Origin of the sequence: Microvirga tunisiensis (genome assembly GCF_009296175.1) — a bacterium.
GTDB classification, from domain to species: Bacteria; Pseudomonadota; Alphaproteobacteria; order Rhizobiales; family Beijerinckiaceae; genus Microvirga; species Microvirga tunisiensis.
In genome coordinates this window covers 1-15,511 of sequence record NZ_VOSK01000154.1, presented here as the reverse complement: position 1 = coordinate 15,511, position 15,511 = coordinate 1, and the positions used below count along the sequence as shown (strand labels likewise).

The window sequence follows — 15,511 nt, the reverse complement described above, 5'->3', positions numbered from 1 at the left end:
GAACAAGAGCATCCGGGAGTGGACCGAGCTGCTGGCCGGCGACGAGGTGCTGGCCACGGCCATCCTCGACCGCCTGCTGCACCGAGCGCATGTTCTCAACATCAAGGGGCGCAGCTATCGCCTGCGGGATCTGGAGGAGGCTCTCCAGCGGGCTCACGCTTGAGCCGTCGTAAAACTGGATGTCGCCTTATCTCGTAAATCTCGGTGTCGCTTGACACCTGTCACGGATGAAGAGTTCGAATCCGATCTCCGCCTCGAGAGCCGTCAAATGCCGGCTGATGGCGGATTGCGAGATCCCGAGAGTCGTCGATGCGCCGACCGTCGAGCCGGTCGCGATGATCGCCTTCAAGACTTCGAGTTGCTTGAGATTCATGGGCTAGACACGCTTCGGACGCCACACGCGCTTTCCGGAAATTTCATTGCCCTATCGCATTTCCTCATACTATTGCGCGCTTTCCTCAGGGGTGCCTAACTGCCGGCTACTATCCAAATGAAAGCGTCTTCATGCAACGTTATCTGCGGAAACCTTCAAAAGTCTGTATGCGTCGATCGGTTGAGTTGCACCGGAGGAGGCGTTTTCGATGAGCGTCTTCATCGTCCGCCGCCTTTCGCAGAGCCTGTTGGTTCTTTTCGTTACGTCGATTATCGTTTTCGCGGGGATCTACGCGATCGGCAACCCGGTCGATATCCTGATCGCCGGAGACGCGACACCTGCCGAACGGGAGCAGGCGATCCGGGCACTCGGGCTCGACCGGTCGCTCCTCGAACAATATGGCACGTTCATCTGGAATGCCCTCCAGGGCGACCTGGGTCGCTCCTTCGTCTTCAATCAGCCTTCCATCGATCTCATCCTCAGTCGAATGCCGGCGACGCTTGAGCTGGCCTTCGTGGCTCTTGCCCTCTCGCTCGTTCTGGGAATCCCGCTGGGCCTCTGGGCTGGTCTCCGGCCCGGCACAGTTCTCGACGAGACGGTCATGACAGGGTCGATCCTCGGCTTCAGCCTGCCGAACTTCTGGCAGGGGATGATGCTGATCATGATCTTCTCCGTCTGGCTCGGGTGGCTGCCATCGACCGGGCGCGGAGAGGTCGGATATTTCTTGGGAATCCCGACGAGTCTCGTGACCTGGTCCGGCGTGTCCCATCTCATTCTGCCGGCTCTCAATCTCGCCCTGTTCAACATCTCTCTCGTCATCCGTCTCACCCGGAGCGGCGTGCGGGAGACGATGCCTCTCGATTTCGTGAAGTTCGCGCGGGCCAAGGGGGTCTCTGAGCGCCGGATCGTATCGGTGCATGTTCTCAAGAATATCCTGATCCCCATCGTCACCGTCGTCGGTGTCGAGTTCGGCAGCCTCATCGCGTTCGCGATCGTGACGGAGACGATCTTCGCTTGGCCGGGAATGGGTAAGCTTCTGATCGACTCGATCATGCGTCTCGATCGACCGGTCGTCGTGGCTTACCTGCTCGTGGTCGTGACCTTGTTTATCGTCATCAACTTCGTGGTCGACATCCTCTATTCCCTGCTCGATCCGCGCATCCGGCTGGGGAGCGCGTCATGACGGCCATCGCCCTCCGAAAGCCAAGCACGGATACGCTCCTCGGCCGTGCCCTCAACGGTCTGCTCAAGAGCCCGAAGGCGACCATTGCGGCGATCGTCTTTCTGCTGCTGCTTCTCGCGGCGGTTTTTGGACCGTGGCTCGCGCCGCAGGATCCTTACGACCTGATGCAGATCAGCATCATGGATGCACGGCTCCCTCCCGGCTCGGAAAGCACGTCGGGCGGCATCTACTGGCTCGGTACGGACGGGCAGGGGCGAGACATGCTGTCGGCGATGATCTACGGCCTGCGCACCAGCCTCGCCGTCGGTGGCGTCAGCGGCGTCGTGGCCCTCGGGGTCGGGACTGCGCTTGGCCTGATCGCAGCCTATTTCGGCGGCCGCGTCGATGCGCTGATCATGCGGCTCGTCGACCTGATGCTCGGCTTTCCGACCATCCTTGTGGCGCTGATGCTGCTTGCAACGATCGGGCAGGGCGTGGGCAAGGTCATGTTCGCCCTGGTGCTCGTGCAATGGGCGCTTTTTGCCCGCGCGGTCCGCAGCGCGGCGCTGGTCGAAAAGGGCAAGGAATACGTCGAGGCGGCAGCCTGTCTGGATCTGAGCAAGGCACGCATCCTCTTCGGTCACCTGCTCCCGAACTGTCTGCCACCGCTCATCGTGATCGGAACATTGCAGGTGGCGAACGCCATTTCGGCGGAAGCGACCTTGAGCTTCCTCGGAATTGGACTGCCGATTACCGAGCCGTCCCTCGGTCTCCTCATCGCCAACGGCTACGAGGTTCTGATGTCGGGCCAGTACTGGATCAGCGTCTATCCAGGTCTTCTGCTGGTTCTCCTCGTCTTCAGCATCAACATCGTCGGCGATCGCCTGCGCGAGGTACTGAACCCGCGGCTCGAGCGATGAGGGAGAGCGTCATGAGCCATCCAACTCTCATGGTCGAGAATCTCCAGACCCATTTCTTCACCGAGAAGGGCGTCGTCAAATCCGTCGACGGAGTGAGTTTCGAGGTCCACCGCGGCGAGGTGCTTGGGCTTGTCGGGGAGTCCGGATCGGGCAAGTCGATCACCGGCTTCTCCATCCTCGGACTGGTCGATCCTCCGGGGCGGGTCGTCGGCGGGCGGATCCTCTTCCAGGGACAGGATCTCGTGGGGCTGTCCGCCCATGAGATGAGGAAGATTCGCGGCCGGCGGATCGCGATGATCTTTCAGGATCCCATGATGACGCTCAACCCGGTTCTCAGCGTCGGCACGCAAATGGTCGAAGCCGTTCTCGCCCATGAGAAGGTGAGTACCAGCGACGCGCGAGCAAGAGCCCGCGATACCCTCGGCATGGTGGGAATCCCGTCACCGGACGAACGGCTCGCCGCGTACCCCCATCAATTCTCAGGGGGCATGCGTCAGCGGGTGGCGATTGCCATCGCCCTTCTGCATCGTCCCGACCTCATCATCGCCGATGAGCCGACGACCGCACTCGACGTCACCATCCAGTCGCAGATCCTCGCTCAAATCCAAAAATTGTCGAAGGATCTCGGCATGGCGCTCGTGTGGATCAGTCATGATCTCGGAGTGGTCGCGGGCCTGGCTCACCGGATCGCGGTGATGTATGCCGGGCGTATCGTCGAGATGGGGCCGACCGACGACGTCCTCGACCGTCCCGTCCATCCCTACACGATCGGACTACTGCAGTCGGTCGCAGCCAATGTCCCCCGTGGCGCTCCGCTTCTGGCCATCCCCGGCATGGCGCCGTCTCCGCTGAGCCGGCCCTCCGGTTGCGCCTTCCGCACGCGCTGCGCCTTCGCCACATCGATCTGTGAGACCGAGCCGCGGCTCGAAAGCGCCGGGAGCGTTGCCTGGCGCTGCTTTCATCCCCAGGCGAGGAGAGCCGCATGACGCCCCTGATCGAAGCCGTCCAGGTCTCGAAGCGCTTCGTTCGAGAGCTAGATTACGCCGAGCGGCTCGTGCGTCTGCTGGGTGCCGATCTCAAGCCGCAGGTCGTGCATGCCGTCGACATAATCAATCTGAAGATCATGCCCGGCGAGGTCGTCGGCCTTGTGGGAGAATCCGGCTGCGGGAAGTCGACCCTGGGCCGGATGCTCGCAGGCATCATGCCCCAGAGTGAGGGGGAGATCCTCTGGAACGGCCAGGACCGGCGCAAGCTCGGCCAGCGGGATACCCGGGCGGCGAAGCTCTCTGCCCAGATGATCTTCCAGGACCCGATGTCGTCGCTCAATCCGCGCAAACGCGTGATCGACATCATCGGCGAGGCCCCTGTCGCCCACGGTATCGTGTCCCGGCGCGAGAAGGATTCCTATGTGGCCGACCTCATGGAGCGGGTCGGGCTCGATCCCGCCTATCGTGAGCGCTATCCGCACCAGTTCTCAGGCGGTCAGCGGCAGCGGATCGGGATCGCCCGGGCTCTTGCGGTCAAGCCGCAATTCATCGTGTGCGACGAGTCCGTCGCGGCGCTCGACGTCTCGATCCAGGCGCAGATCATCAATCTGTTCATGGATCTGAAGCGCGACCTCGGGCTCACGTACCTTTTCATCAGCCACGACATCGGCGTCGTGAAGCATATCAGCGACCGCGTCGCCATCATGTATCTGGGCCGCATTGTCGAGAGCGCTCCGGCCGAGGAATTCTTCGCCCGGCCCAATCACCCCTACACTGTCGCTCTTCTCGACGAGGTGCCCAGCATCGCCAACCGGCGGCGCATCTTCTCGCCCATCAAGGGGGAGATCCCGTCCCCGCTCTCGCCCCCCAGCGGCTGCCATTTTCATCCCCGCTGCCCGCACGCCTTCGAACGGTGCCGTAAGGAAGCGCCGAAGCTGCGGGAGATCGCGCCGGGCCATATCAGCGCCTGCCATCTCAACGACGCCCAATCTACCAACAGACGGCCTGAAATCGCGGCTGCATCCTGATCCAGAAGGGAGAACCACATGAAAATGCTTCATCATCTGAAGAGCCTGAGCGCCACGGTATCGCTGGCTGGGCTTCTCGCCTTGTCGCCGGCCTATGCGGCCGATCTCATCATCGGCAGCTCGACCGAGCCCTCGGCCCTCGATCCTCACTTCTCCCGGACCGGCAACAACCAGAACATCGCCGCTCAGATCTTCGACCGGCTTATTACGCCCGATCCGAACCTGCAGGTGACGCCTGCTCTCGCGGAGTCCTGGCAGAATGTCGATCCGACCACGTGGCGGATCAAGCTGCGGTCCGGCGTCACCTTTCAGGACGGTTCTCCGCTCACGGCCGAGGATGTGATCTTCTCTCTCAATCGGGTGAAGGACATTCCCAACAGCCCGGCACCCTTCACGGGCAATATCGGCTCCATTGCCAACATGACGATCGTCGATCCTCAGACGATTGAGTTCAAGACGAAGAACCCCACGCCCGACTTCATCGAGCAGGTGGGCCTCGTCTATATTGTTCAGAAGAAGCTTGCCGAGGGCAAAACGATTGAGGCCTTCAACGATCGCTCCGCGGCCATCGGCACGGGCCCCTACAAGGTCAAGGAATGGGTGCCGGGCGACCACGTCACGCTGGTGCGAAACGATGCCTATTGGGGCAAGAAGCCAGCCTTCGAGAACGTCACCATCAAGTTCATCGCCAATGATGCCGCGCGCGTGGCGGCGTTGCGGTCCGGCTCCGTGGACCTCATCGATGCTGTTCCTCCGGGAGACGTGAAGACCCTGTCGGGCGTCGGCGGCGTGAAGCTTTGGTCGATCCCCTCGGCCCGCGTCGTATATCTCGCCCTCGATGCGAGCCGCGATGAAAGCCCGTTCGTCGTGGGCGCCGACGGCAAGCCCTTGAACCCGAACCCGCTCAAGGATGTGCGCGTCCGCCAGGCGCTGTCCAAGCTCGTCAACCGTCAGCTCATCGTCGACCGCATCCTCGATGACGCCGGCGAGGCGGCAGGGCAGATCGTGCCCGACGGGATCGGTGGTGCCGATCCGTCGCTGAAGGCGCCCGCCGCAGATCCGGAAGGGGCGAAGAAGCTCCTTGCCGATGCGGGATACCCGCAAGGGTTCGGCCTGACCCTCCACACCTCCAATGATCGCTTCCCGGGAGATGCCGAATCCGCTCAGGCGATCGGACAGATGTTCGCCCGTGGCGGCATCAAGGTGAACGGCGTGGTGGCTCAGCCCTACAACGTCTATGCTTCGGCGGCGGGCAAGCAGCAGTTCAGCGCTTTCATCTTCTCGCTCGGAACGACGACGCCGACATCCGCAACCAGCCTCCGCAACCTCCTGATGACCCCTGATAGGGACGCCGGAACGGGATCCTTCAACCGCACGCGCTATTCCAATGCGCAGTTCGACGAGAAGATGAAGGTGGCGACGTCGGAGTTTGATCCGCAGAAGCGCATTTCTCTTCTGCAGGAAGCGACACGGGTCGCGATGAATGATGTCGGCGTTATCCCGCTGTTCTGGCCGAAGGTATACTGGGCCTCGAAGGCGAACGTCACGTATACGGCCAATCGCGGCGAAGACCTGATGGCGACCCTTGCGGGAACGGCTCAATGACCTCTCAAGCTGCTCTGCCGTCCGAGGCCTCCACTGCACCTGCGGTGGAGGTCCTCGCCGATGATATCGTCGTGCATCGGAACGTTATGATCCGCATGCGCGACGGCGTCTGTCTCGCAACGGATGTGTATCGCCCTGCCGTCGACGGACGGCCTGTCCTGACTCCCCTGCCTGTCATCATGGAGCGGACACCCTACGGCAAGACGGAGCGCTCGCGCTCCGAGATCGAGCCCGGGATGAAGCAGCCCATGACGCGAGCCGAAGTCGCGATGCATTTTGTGAGGGCTGGTTTCGTGGTGATCTATCAGGATTGCCGTGGGCGCTATAATTCGGAAGGGACGTTCACGAAGTATCTGTCCGAGGGGCCCGACGGGTACGACACCTGCTCCTGGATCGTCGAGCAGCCTTGGTGCGACGGGAAGATCGGCACCATGGGCCTTTCCTATGCGGCGCATACGCAGGCTGCGCTGGCCTGTCTCAATCCTCCGGGCCTTGCCTGCATGGTTCTCGATTCTGGAGGTTTCTCCAGCGCCTATCGCACAGGCATCCGGCAGGGCGGCGCATTCGAGCTCAAGCAGCTCACCTGGGCCTACAACCACGCCAAGGAGAGCCCAGAGGCGCAGAACGATTCCCTCATCGTTGATGCCCTCGAGGCGGAAGACCTCAAGTCCTGGTTCAGCGCTCTGCCATGGTCGGAGGGGCGTTCGCCGGTGCGCTGGGTGCCCGAGTATGAAAGCTATGTTCTCGAACAATGGCGCCAGGGCTCTTTCGGCGATTTCTGGAAGAAGGTCGGCATCTATGCGGAGGGTTCGTACGACACGTTCCCGCTGGTGCCGGTGGCTCTCCTGTCGAGCTGGTATGACGCCTATGTCCGTACGACCTTCGATAATTACGAGGGCCTGTCGCGGAACAGCGAGCGTCCGATCTCTCTGATCATGGGGCCGTGGCTGCACGGCAACCGGAACACGACCTTCTCCGGCGATGCCTATTTCGGTGAGAATGCGACGATTGCCGGCAATGTCACGCCGTCCTGGCTGGAGTTCCGCCGGCGGTGGTTCGAGCGCTGGCTCAAGGGGATTGAGAACAGCGTCGATCGTGACCCGCCCGTTCGCCTCTTCCTGATGGGGGGAGGAACGGGAAGCAAGACCGATGCGGGCAAGCTCGATCATGGCGGCCGCTGGATCGAAGCAACGCGCTGGCCTCTGCCCGAGACCGAATTCCGGTCCTTCTATATCCACAGTAACTCGCAGTTGCGCGAGACGCCGGCGGATGCGGGTGCCGCGTCCCTGAGCTACGACTTCGATCCGTCGGATCCCGTGCCGACCATCGGCGGCGCATTGACGAGCGGCCAGCCGGTCTTCGAAGGCGGAGCGTTCGACCAGCGCGAGGCTGCGCAGTTCTTCGGCTGCCGCCACCCGGGGCTGCCGCTCTCGGCCCGTCGGGATATCCTCTCGTTCGAGACGTTGCCGTTGGAGCAGGACCTCGCCGTCGTCGGTCCCATCTCGGTCGAGCTGTGGGTCTCGTCGGATGCGCTCGATACGGATTTCACCGCAAAGCTGATCGATGTCTATCCGCTCTCGAAGGACTATCCGACCGGCTATGCCATGAACCTGACCGATGGCATCCTGCGATGCCGCTATCGCAAGTCATGGGAGCATCCGGAACTCCTGACGCCGGGAGAGATCTTCCAGATTACGATTGAGCCTTTCGCAACGGCGAATCTCTTCAAGAAGGGACATCGGATCCGGCTCGACATCTCGTCGTCCAACTTCCCAAAGTTCGACGTGAATCCGAATACAGGCGATCCCGAGGGCAGGGGGCGTACACGTAAGATCGCGCGTAACACAGTGTACTGTGAAGCGGCTCATGCCTCGCGAATTATCCTGCCCTGTGTCCCGACAAAGCATATCATGAGTCTTACTGATCCAGCTTGAGTGATCTTGAATTTCACGGCCAGACGACTCAGTTCCCCGACGGGCCTATGAGCAATCACCGAAGGCCGTGCGGCGCTGGCTGCGGCCGGATACCCGGCCCTTGTGGCGCTCGCCAGAGATGAGAAGGGCACGATCTTCTGGGGTGGCGAGCCCGGCCTGCGCTCCAACGATGTGCGCGGTCGCAGCTTCGCACCACGCGGCCGGATGTCTATGGTGCACCCTGCCACAAACGAACGAGGCTGGGCCTGATCTCGGCTCTGACCAACAAGGGCGAGTTGCGCTGCATGGTGCTCGATGGCGCGGTCACGGCCCCGAGCCTGATCCGCTTCCTCGGCTGGCTCATCCAGGATGCCAACGGAAAGGTGTTCCTGATCTGGGACAACCAAGCCTGAGCTGAGTTGCGTCAGAGGTCCTGAGGCTGCCGGATATGGAGGGCGATGATCTCCTTCAGGCGTGGAGCGTCACGGGCCGTGAGCGCCTCGACCATGGCATGATGCTCATGGCTTGACTTCTCGATGCGCGCGCGCGTTCGCCATTGTCCTGCCAGGGCTGATGATGTCCGGCTACGGAGATCCGTCACGAGGATGAGGAGCTCGGGATTCGAGCATAGGCTCAGAAGCTCATGGTGAAACGCGAGATTCGCCTCGTACTGGTCAAGCAAGGTGCCGTGGAGCACCATCTCATCGAAGTGGCGCGCTAAGCGGTCAATCTTGCGGACTGCGGCAGAAGTGGCGTTGGCCACGATGCTGTCGACGGCAGCCGTTTCCAGAATCACACGCAATTCGAGGATATGGGTGGTTCGATCACTGTCCGGCAGAAAGACGTGATAGCCGCGATTGGGCACATGCTGCAGCAGACGCCTCTGAGCGAGATGATCGAGGGCGCGGCGGATGTCAGGACGACCATATCCATAACGGGTCTCAAGATCGATCTGCTTCAACCACATCCCTGGGGCAAAGATGCCCGACCGGATATCCTGCGTAATCAGGTCGGCAACGCTCATCCAAGCCTTTTTCGTGGATGCATCCATTCCTGCTCCTATCCCTGCTGTGCCGCATCTTTAGGTGGCGAACCGTATCTCCGCTTCGCCAAAATACCCTCGCGGTGCTGCTCGTCCTTTAGGCAGGCTGTGGGGCGTTGGCAAAAAACATTCGGCAGAAGCCCTCTTGCCTCTGTGACGCCGCTGTGCATCATATTGGTACCAATTTTGGCTAAAATTGCCAAAGGCCTCAGTGGTAAGCTCGCCGAGCCTCACACTGGTGCCCTGCGTCAGGATCAGATCGTGTCCGTCAAGAACACCTCGGAAGTCTGGAATCTCGTAGAAGCCAAGCGCGAGGCCTTTTTTGCTCTCAGCGATCGCATCTGGGAGATGCCTGAGCTCAATTTCGAGGAGCACCGCTCCTGTGCCGATCACACCGAGATGCTGGAGCAACAGGGTTTCCGGGTCACCCCGGGAGTGGCCGACATACCGACCGCCGTCATGGGCGAGGCCGGTGAGGGTAGCCCGGTGATCGCCATCCTGGGCGAGTACGATGCGCTGCCGGGCCTGAGCCAGGAAGCCGGAGTGGCGGAGCAGAGGCCCATCATTCCGGGCGGCAATGGTCATGGCTGCGGGCACAATCTACTCGGCAGCGGCTCACTCATGGCGGCCACAGCGGTCAAGGACTACTTGGCGGCTCATGGCCTCAAGGGACGGGTGCGTTACTACGGCTGCCCGGCCGAGGAGGGAGGCTCTGCCAAGGGGTTCATGGTGCGGGCCGGCGTTTTCGACGATGTCGATATCGCGATCTCATGGCATCCGGCGCCGTTTGCCGGCGTCAATAACCCGATTTCGTTAGCCTGCAACGAGATCAATTTCCACTTCCGCGGACGAGCCTCGCATGCGGCAGCCTCCCCCCATCTGGGCCGTAGCGCGCTGGATGCCGTGGAACTTATGAATGTCGGCGTCAACTATATGCGCGAGCATATGCCGAGCACCGCGCGCATTCATTACGCCGTCACCGACACAGGAGGATCGGCCCCGAACGTGGTGCAGGCCAACGCAACCGTGCGGTACCTGATCCGCGCCCGCGATCTGCCGGAAATGCAGGCATTGCTGAACCGGGTGAAGAAGATCGCCGAAGGTGCTGCGCTCATGACGGAGACGAGCGTGCGCAGCGAGATTGTCAGCGGCGACGCCAACCTCGTCGGCAATACGCCTCTCGAGCAGTTGATGCACCGGAACCTGGAGCGGCTCGGCCCTCCCGTGTTCGACGAGCAGGACAAGGCGTTCGCGGCTGAAATCCAGAAGACCCTGACACCAGACGACATCAAGTCATCATTTGCGCGGTTCGGCCTCAAGCCCAGAATGGGAGTTCCGCTCTGCGACATAATCTTTCCGCCGGAAAGCGGTGATGGAACACTCGTCGGTTCCACCGATGTCGGAACCGTCAGCTGGGTCGTGCCGACGGTTCAGATGCGCGGTGCCACCTATGCCATCGGCACGCCGGGGCATTCCTGGCAACTTGTGGCGCAGGGGAAGGCACCCGCTGCCCACAAGGGCATGGAGCACGCGGCCAAGGTCATGGCCGCCACGGCCGTCGATCTCTTCCTCAATCTACCCCTGATCGAAGAGGCCAAGGCCGATTTCCGCGAGCGACTCGCTGGCACACCTTTCGTCAATCCCATTCCCGATGACGTAAATCCGCCCATTCCCGGGAGACTCGCCGATGTCTGAGCTGCAGCGCCCCTTGAGTTCCGATCCCACCGGAATGAGCTCTCTGGAGGCGGCCGTGAATTCGGAACGGCTGATGGGTCATATCTACGAATTCGCCCGCCGCGTAAAACTTTCCGGCACACCGGAGGAGCTCGAAAGCTTTCATTACCTCAAGAGGCAAATGGAGCAGACCGTATGTTCGTTGCCGGTGGAGGTGGCTCGTCCACACTATGCGATGAGCGAGGGTTGCGCTGGATGGGCCGGCGCCGAGCCTCCCGCACAGGGGACGAGCCATGCAGCAGAAGAGCAAAGTGTTTGTCGGTCTGGATACCTCGAAACTGAAGATCTCCGTCGCCGTGGCCGAGGACGGCCGCCAGGGAGAGATCCGCTTTCTCGGCGAGATCGACAATACCCCCGAAGCGGTGCGGCGCCTGGTCCACAAGCTGGCGAGCCGGCACGGCGAATTGTTGTTCTGCTACGAGGCCGGCCCCACCGGCTATGGCCTGCAGCGCCAGATCGCGGCTCTGGGACATGAGTGTGCCGTCATCGCGCCGTCGCTCATCCCCAAGCGTCCGGGCGAGCGCGTCAAGACCAACCGCCGCGATGCCCTCACCCTGGCCCGGCTGCACCGGGCCGGCGAGCTGACTGCCATCTGGGTGCCGGATCCGGGCCATGAGGCGGTGCGCGAGCTGGTGCGGGCGCGGGAGGCCGCCATGGCAGATCTGCGCGGGAAGCGCCAGCATCTGCAATCCTTCCTGCTGCGTCATGGGCGGATCTTTCCCGGCCGCAGACCGTGGACCCAGGCGCATGCCCGCTGGCTTGCGGAGCTCGTCTTCGAGCATTCGGCTCAGGATCTGGTCCTGCGCGAATACCGGCAGGCGATCGAGGAGGCCGAAGCCCGCCTGGACCGGCTGACCCAGCAAGTCGCTGAGGTGGGTGCGACCTGGTCGATGGCGCCGGTGGTCGCGGCCTACCAGGCCCTGCGCGGGGTGGCGCTGCTGACCGCCGTCACCTTTGTGGCCGAGATCGGCGATGTGCGCCGCTTCGACAGCCCGCGGCAGCTGATGGCCTATCTCGGCCTGGTGCCCTGCGAGAGCTCGACCGGCGAGCGGGTGCGGCGGGGCCGCATCACCAAAGCGGGCAACGCGAGAGTGCGTCGGGTTCTCATTGAAGGTGCCTGGACCTATCGCTTTCCGGCCCGGATGAGCCGCTTGCTGCAGGAGCGCCAGGAGGGCTTGCCAGCGGCCGTGCGGGCGATTGCCTGGAAGGCACAGGTGCGGCTGTGTGCGCGCTATCGTCGGCTGATGGCGGCCGGCAAGCGCCAGACCGTGGTCACCACTGCAATCGCGCGGGAGATGGCGGCATTCCTGTGGGCGATCGGTCGCGAGGTTCAACCCCGCTCGGCTGCTTGAAGGCGAGCAAAGACACGATCTCACATAGAGCCATCTCCCGCTCAACTGACATCTGTGATTGCGCAGCACCGGAGGCAGGGCCTCGGTGGGGAACCCTCGTCCGAATTGTGTGGCCGATGATGGGTCATTGACGCCCGCCAGCAGATCGAGGCAGCCCCGGACGAACACACGGAAATGCGGTGACCAACCCGCGCATCAGAGTCTGCTCAACCGTCGTCTTGACGGCTCTGTCTCCGGCCCTGCGCAATCGCTTTATCCGGCCTGGCCCTGTTCCTGCACCGGGATTGCACACCCACGTCAAGGCTCATTGACAACGAACATCAGAGTTCGGGTATCGGACAAAGCTGATCTTTCATGACGCCTATATCAGCCTGCCGGTTCATTCACGAGTGGTGATCGATGGCCGCGAGTTCACGAGCATCACCCACTCCATGTCGGTGTCGACGCAACAAGGAGGCCTTATGGCCGATCTGGTGTACGTCGGGGAAGGCGATGAGGCGGCGATTGCCCGTCAGGATGTCCGTGGCAGGATTGTGCTCATCGACGGCATCGCCACGGAAGATGTCACGGCTTTTGCATCTCGCGCCGGAGCCGTTGGGCAAATTCATATCAGCCCCAACGAGCATCTCTACGAAATGTGCGTCTCGCCCGTCTGGGGCAATCCCTCCCAACATACGCGGACACACCTCCCCAGAACAGCAATCTGCACGATCAGCCATGACGATGGTGCGATCCTGCGCGAGCGCTGCTTGAAAGGCGAGACGGTCCGGGCAGCGTTGTGGACCGAGGTCGATACCGGATGGCGCAAGACGCCGCTGCTGGTGTCGGATCTCGATGCCTCGACGGGCGGAGCCGACGCCCCTTTTGTCCTATTCTCCGGTCATCACGACACCTGGCACTATGGCGTCATGGACAATGGCGGGGCGAATGCCACCATGCTTGAGGCCGCAAGATTACTCGCGGAGAGGCGCGCCGATTGGCGGCGTGGTCTCCGGATCTGTTTCTGGTCCGGTCATTCCCATGGACGCTACTCGGGTTCCGCCTGGTATGCCGATGAATACTGGGATGAGCTTGACCGGCGCTGCGTTGCGCATGTCAACGTGGACTCAACGGGCGGCGAAGGGGCCACCATCCTCACCAGCTCCGGCGTAATCGATGAGCTAAGAGGAGTGGCAGCCGATGCCGTAAAGGCGGTGACAGGCCAGAGCCATGCCGGCCGGCGTCAGGGGAGGGCGGCGGACCAGTCCTTCTGGGGGGTCGGCATCCCGTCCATGTTCGGCAGCCTCAGCCATCAGCCGCCGGGCCCGGTGAAGATGCTCACAGCGCTCGGCTGGTGGTGGCACACGCCGCACGATCTCATTGAGCACATCGATCCGGCTAACCTTGCGCGCGACACCAGGATCATCCTGCGGGTTCTTGATCGCCTTCTGACAGAACGTGTACTGCCGCTCGATTATACGGTATATGCGGATGCCCTGTTGGCTGAGCTCAAGTCTCTGGAAGATAAGCTCGCCGAAATCCTTCCAATTGACCGTCTTAAGCGCGCCGCGGAGAAGCTCCGCATAAACGCTGCAGCCCTGACGGCGGTGGCATCGACTGCGCCGGACAAGGACGCGGAGAGGATCAACCAGACTCTGATGCGGGTCGCGCGGGCTCTGGTGCCGATCAATTACACGACCGGTGAGCGCTTCCACCACGATTCGGCCATGCCACATCCTGCATGGCTGGCCTTGGAAGGGCTGCGTGAACTGGCCCGGCAAGACGCTCGCTCGACGGATCTACCATTCTTTGTCGTTCATGCCCGACAGACGCGGAACCGGGTCGCCCATGCGCTGTGGCAGGCCAACGAAGCTTTCGAGGCCGAACTCCAGGGCCCCGAAAGGGGAGCATGACCTTGCTCTCCGTGACAACCCCGTCGCTGATGCGCCAGCGGCCAACCAGGATTGGGAAATGAGGAAGATCACGCTGTTTTCGGCCGTTGTTGCGGCTGCTGTGGCACTCGGCGGGCCCGTGGGGCATGCGAAGGACTGGACGAAGGTGAAGATTGGCGTCGAGGGCGCCTTTCCGCCCTGGAACATGATTAGCCCCGACGGCAAGCTGTCCGGGTACGACATCGATCTGACGGAAGACCTCTGCCGGCGAGCACAGGTTCAATGCGAGCTGATTCCAGGAGAATGGTCGAGCCTGATTCCAAGCCTCAATGCAGGGAAGTTCGATCTGGTGCTGACGCTTGGGATTAACGAAATCCGCAAGAAGGTGGTCGACTTCACCATTCCCTATGCGAGCGGGGTCGCGACCTTCCTGACCCTCAAAGGCAGCCCGATCGCCACAATGCCGATGACGGGCGAGCGCCTGAACCTCAACGACAAGAATGCTGCCGATCCCGTGATGACCCGGGTTGGAGAGATCCTGAAGGGGAAGACGGTTGGCGTCGTCCAGTCCACGAGCCAGGAACAACTGATCCGCGCTTACTTTGGCAGTGACGTAGACATCCGCACCTACAAGACCTCGGCAGAGCGTGACCTGGACATCACAGCAGGCCGCATCGATGTGGGGTTCGACAGTGGCGTCTATGCGACGACCGCACTGGCTAAAGCCGAGAATCAAGATCTCGTCATGACCGGCCCGTTTATGAGAGGAGCAATGCTGGCAACAGATGTTGCCCTCGGCATGCGGAAAGGCGAGACCGAGCTGAAGGCTAAGTTTGACGAGGCGATCCGTGCAGCGGCGGAGGATGGTACGATCCGCAAGCTCTCAGTGAAGTGGAGCAAGCTTGACCTGACACCGACTCTGTCGCCCGCCGCCGCTTCATCGCAATAACCAGTCGCTGGCAGCAAACATGTAAGGTCGCGCATTATTGCGGCCTTATAGGAGAGCCTAAGGAAGCGTGGAGCAACGACGCCGCCCGCAATTTTGCCTCTCATTGCGCGGCCGTTGATCGGGTTTGATTGCCGTCTTCCAGAAAGGATCCCTCGCAACCTGCTCCATAGAACCTCATGCTCTCCTCCAAGCGGCGCAGATTATCAATCTGTTGGACAAGCCCACGAGATGGAATCCGGTCCGGCAAGTGCCGACATGACGGAGCGCATCAGTGGGCGGTGAATTATCATTCTATTAACCGTATTCAGCCGAAGATTGCTGTAGCCGAAAGGTAGGTGGGAAGAGCGCGGATGTACCGCCTTCCCGCCTTTTGGCATTTGGTCACGTCTGCCGCCGAAGGAGCCTGGTGTGAACGCCATCCTGAAAGAGCGCATCGGGGAACGGGTTAGCGCCCTCAAGATCTCGTGGCGCAGGGCCTCGCTGGAAGCGGGTCTTGAGGCCGGATTCATTCAGGATCTCATTACAGGCCGCTCGCAACATCCAAGTGAGGATGCGGTTACAAGCCTTGCTACAGTG

Annotated in this window: 12 protein-coding genes and 1 pseudogene; 11 read left to right on the top strand and 2 right to left on the bottom strand. The window is 61.9% G+C overall.

Annotated features, from left to right (window positions below; genetic code table 11):
- Window positions 1–142: pseudogene (locus FS320_RS26275) on the top strand (ATP-binding protein); the annotation flags it as partial.
- Window positions 143–187: 45 nt separating this feature from the next.
- Here the strand turns inward: FS320_RS26275 and FS320_RS26270 are convergent.
- A complete protein-coding gene (locus FS320_RS26270) occupies window positions 188–373 on the bottom strand; it encodes a helix-turn-helix domain-containing protein (protein WP_152714910.1) in 186 nt (61 codons plus the stop codon).
- Between the two features lie 208 nt (window positions 374–581).
- Here FS320_RS26270 and FS320_RS26265 point away from each other — a divergent pair, with 208 nt between their 5' ends.
- Genes FS320_RS26265 through FS320_RS26240 form a run of 6 tightly spaced genes read left to right on the top strand, consistent with a single transcriptional unit; the run spans window position 582 to window position 8,008 of the window.
- A complete protein-coding gene (locus FS320_RS26265) occupies window positions 582–1,556 on the top strand; it encodes an ABC transporter permease (RefSeq protein WP_152714909.1) in 975 nt (324 codons plus the stop codon).
- Window positions 1,553–2,455: an ABC transporter permease gene (locus FS320_RS26260; RefSeq protein ID WP_152714907.1), complete on the top strand. Its 903-nt coding sequence runs from the start codon at window positions 1,553–1,555 to the stop codon at window positions 2,453–2,455. The genes FS320_RS26265 and FS320_RS26260 overlap by 4 nt, the downstream gene beginning before the upstream one ends.
- 11 nt (window positions 2,456–2,466) lie before the next feature.
- A complete protein-coding gene (locus tag FS320_RS26255; protein WP_152714905.1) occupies window positions 2,467–3,441 on the top strand; it encodes an ABC transporter ATP-binding protein in 975 nt (324 codons plus the stop codon).
- Window positions 3,438–4,469 (top strand): ABC transporter ATP-binding protein, encoded by a 1,032-nt coding sequence (locus FS320_RS26250; protein WP_152714903.1) that lies wholly within the window; start codon window positions 3,438–3,440, stop codon window positions 4,467–4,469. Before FS320_RS26255 ends, FS320_RS26250 begins: the two co-directional genes overlap by 4 nt.
- Before the next feature lie 18 nt (window positions 4,470–4,487).
- Window positions 4,488–6,074 carry an ABC transporter substrate-binding protein gene (locus FS320_RS26245; protein WP_152714901.1) on the top strand — a complete coding sequence of 529 codons (1,587 nt, stop codon included), beginning with the start codon at window positions 4,488–4,490 and terminating at the stop codon, window positions 6,072–6,074.
- Complete coding sequence (locus FS320_RS26240; protein ID WP_244627391.1) at window positions 6,071–8,008, top strand: CocE/NonD family hydrolase; 1,938 nt, start codon at window positions 6,071–6,073, stop codon at window positions 8,006–8,008. The genes FS320_RS26245 and FS320_RS26240 overlap by 4 nt, the downstream gene beginning before the upstream one ends.
- Window positions 8,009–8,411: 403 nt before the next feature.
- Here FS320_RS26240 and FS320_RS26230 read toward each other — a convergent pair whose 3' ends face one another.
- On the bottom strand, window positions 8,412–9,038 hold the full coding sequence (locus FS320_RS26230) for a GntR family transcriptional regulator (RefSeq protein ID WP_152714899.1): 627 nt from the start codon (window positions 9,036–9,038) through the stop codon (window positions 8,412–8,414).
- A gap of 252 nt (window positions 9,039–9,290) precedes the next feature.
- Here FS320_RS26230 and FS320_RS26225 point away from each other — a divergent pair, with 252 nt between their 5' ends.
- From FS320_RS26225 to FS320_RS26210, 4 genes are all read left to right on the top strand, one after another.
- Window positions 9,291–10,724, top strand: a complete 1,434-nt coding sequence (locus FS320_RS26225; protein WP_162003265.1) for an amidohydrolase — start codon at window positions 9,291–9,293, stop codon at window positions 10,722–10,724.
- A 272-nt stretch (window positions 10,725–10,996) separates the two neighbouring features.
- Window positions 10,997–12,115, top strand: coding sequence for an IS110 family RNA-guided transposase (locus tag FS320_RS26220; RefSeq protein WP_152714897.1), 1,119 nt, complete (start codon window positions 10,997–10,999; stop codon window positions 12,113–12,115).
- A 461-nt stretch (window positions 12,116–12,576) separates the two neighbouring features.
- Window positions 12,577–14,007 carry a M28 family peptidase gene (locus FS320_RS26215; RefSeq protein ID WP_244627390.1) on the top strand — a complete coding sequence of 477 codons (1,431 nt, stop codon included), beginning with the start codon at window positions 12,577–12,579 and terminating at the stop codon, window positions 14,005–14,007.
- 58 nt (window positions 14,008–14,065) lie between these two features.
- On the top strand, window positions 14,066–14,935 hold the full coding sequence (locus FS320_RS26210) for a transporter substrate-binding domain-containing protein (RefSeq protein WP_152714893.1): 870 nt from the start codon (window positions 14,066–14,068) through the stop codon (window positions 14,933–14,935).
- The last annotated feature ends 576 nt before the right edge of the window (window positions 14,936–15,511 follow it).

What these genes read in the sequence shown, in the direction of transcription:
- FS320_RS26215 (WP_244627390.1), top strand. Translation starts at nt 12,577, where the DNA reads ATGGCCGATCTGGTGTACGTCGGGGAAGGCGATGAGGCGGCGATTGCC.
- FS320_RS26245 (WP_152714901.1), top strand. Translation starts at nt 4,488, where the DNA reads ATGAAAATGCTTCATCATCTGAAGAGCCTGAGCGCCACGGTATCGCTG.
- FS320_RS26220 (WP_152714897.1), top strand. Translation starts at nt 10,997, where the DNA reads ATGCAGCAGAAGAGCAAAGTGTTTGTCGGTCTGGATACCTCGAAACTG.
- FS320_RS26250 (WP_152714903.1), top strand. Translation starts at nt 3,438, where the DNA reads ATGACGCCCCTGATCGAAGCCGTCCAGGTCTCGAAGCGCTTCGTTCGA.
- FS320_RS26270 (WP_152714910.1), bottom strand. Translation starts at nt 373, where the DNA reads ATGAATCTCAAGCAACTCGAAGTCTTGAAGGCGATCATCGCGACCGGC.
- FS320_RS26255 (WP_152714905.1), top strand. Translation starts at nt 2,467, where the DNA reads ATGAGCCATCCAACTCTCATGGTCGAGAATCTCCAGACCCATTTCTTC.
- FS320_RS26230 (WP_152714899.1), bottom strand. Translation starts at nt 9,038, where the DNA reads ATGGATGCATCCACGAAAAAGGCTTGGATGAGCGTTGCCGACCTGATT.
- FS320_RS26240 (WP_244627391.1), top strand. Translation starts at nt 6,071, where the DNA reads ATGACCTCTCAAGCTGCTCTGCCGTCCGAGGCCTCCACTGCACCTGCG.
- FS320_RS26260 (WP_152714907.1), top strand. Translation starts at nt 1,553, where the DNA reads ATGACGGCCATCGCCCTCCGAAAGCCAAGCACGGATACGCTCCTCGGC.
- FS320_RS26210 (WP_152714893.1), top strand. Translation starts at nt 14,066, where the DNA reads ATGAGGAAGATCACGCTGTTTTCGGCCGTTGTTGCGGCTGCTGTGGCA.
- FS320_RS26265 (WP_152714909.1), top strand. Translation starts at nt 582, where the DNA reads ATGAGCGTCTTCATCGTCCGCCGCCTTTCGCAGAGCCTGTTGGTTCTT.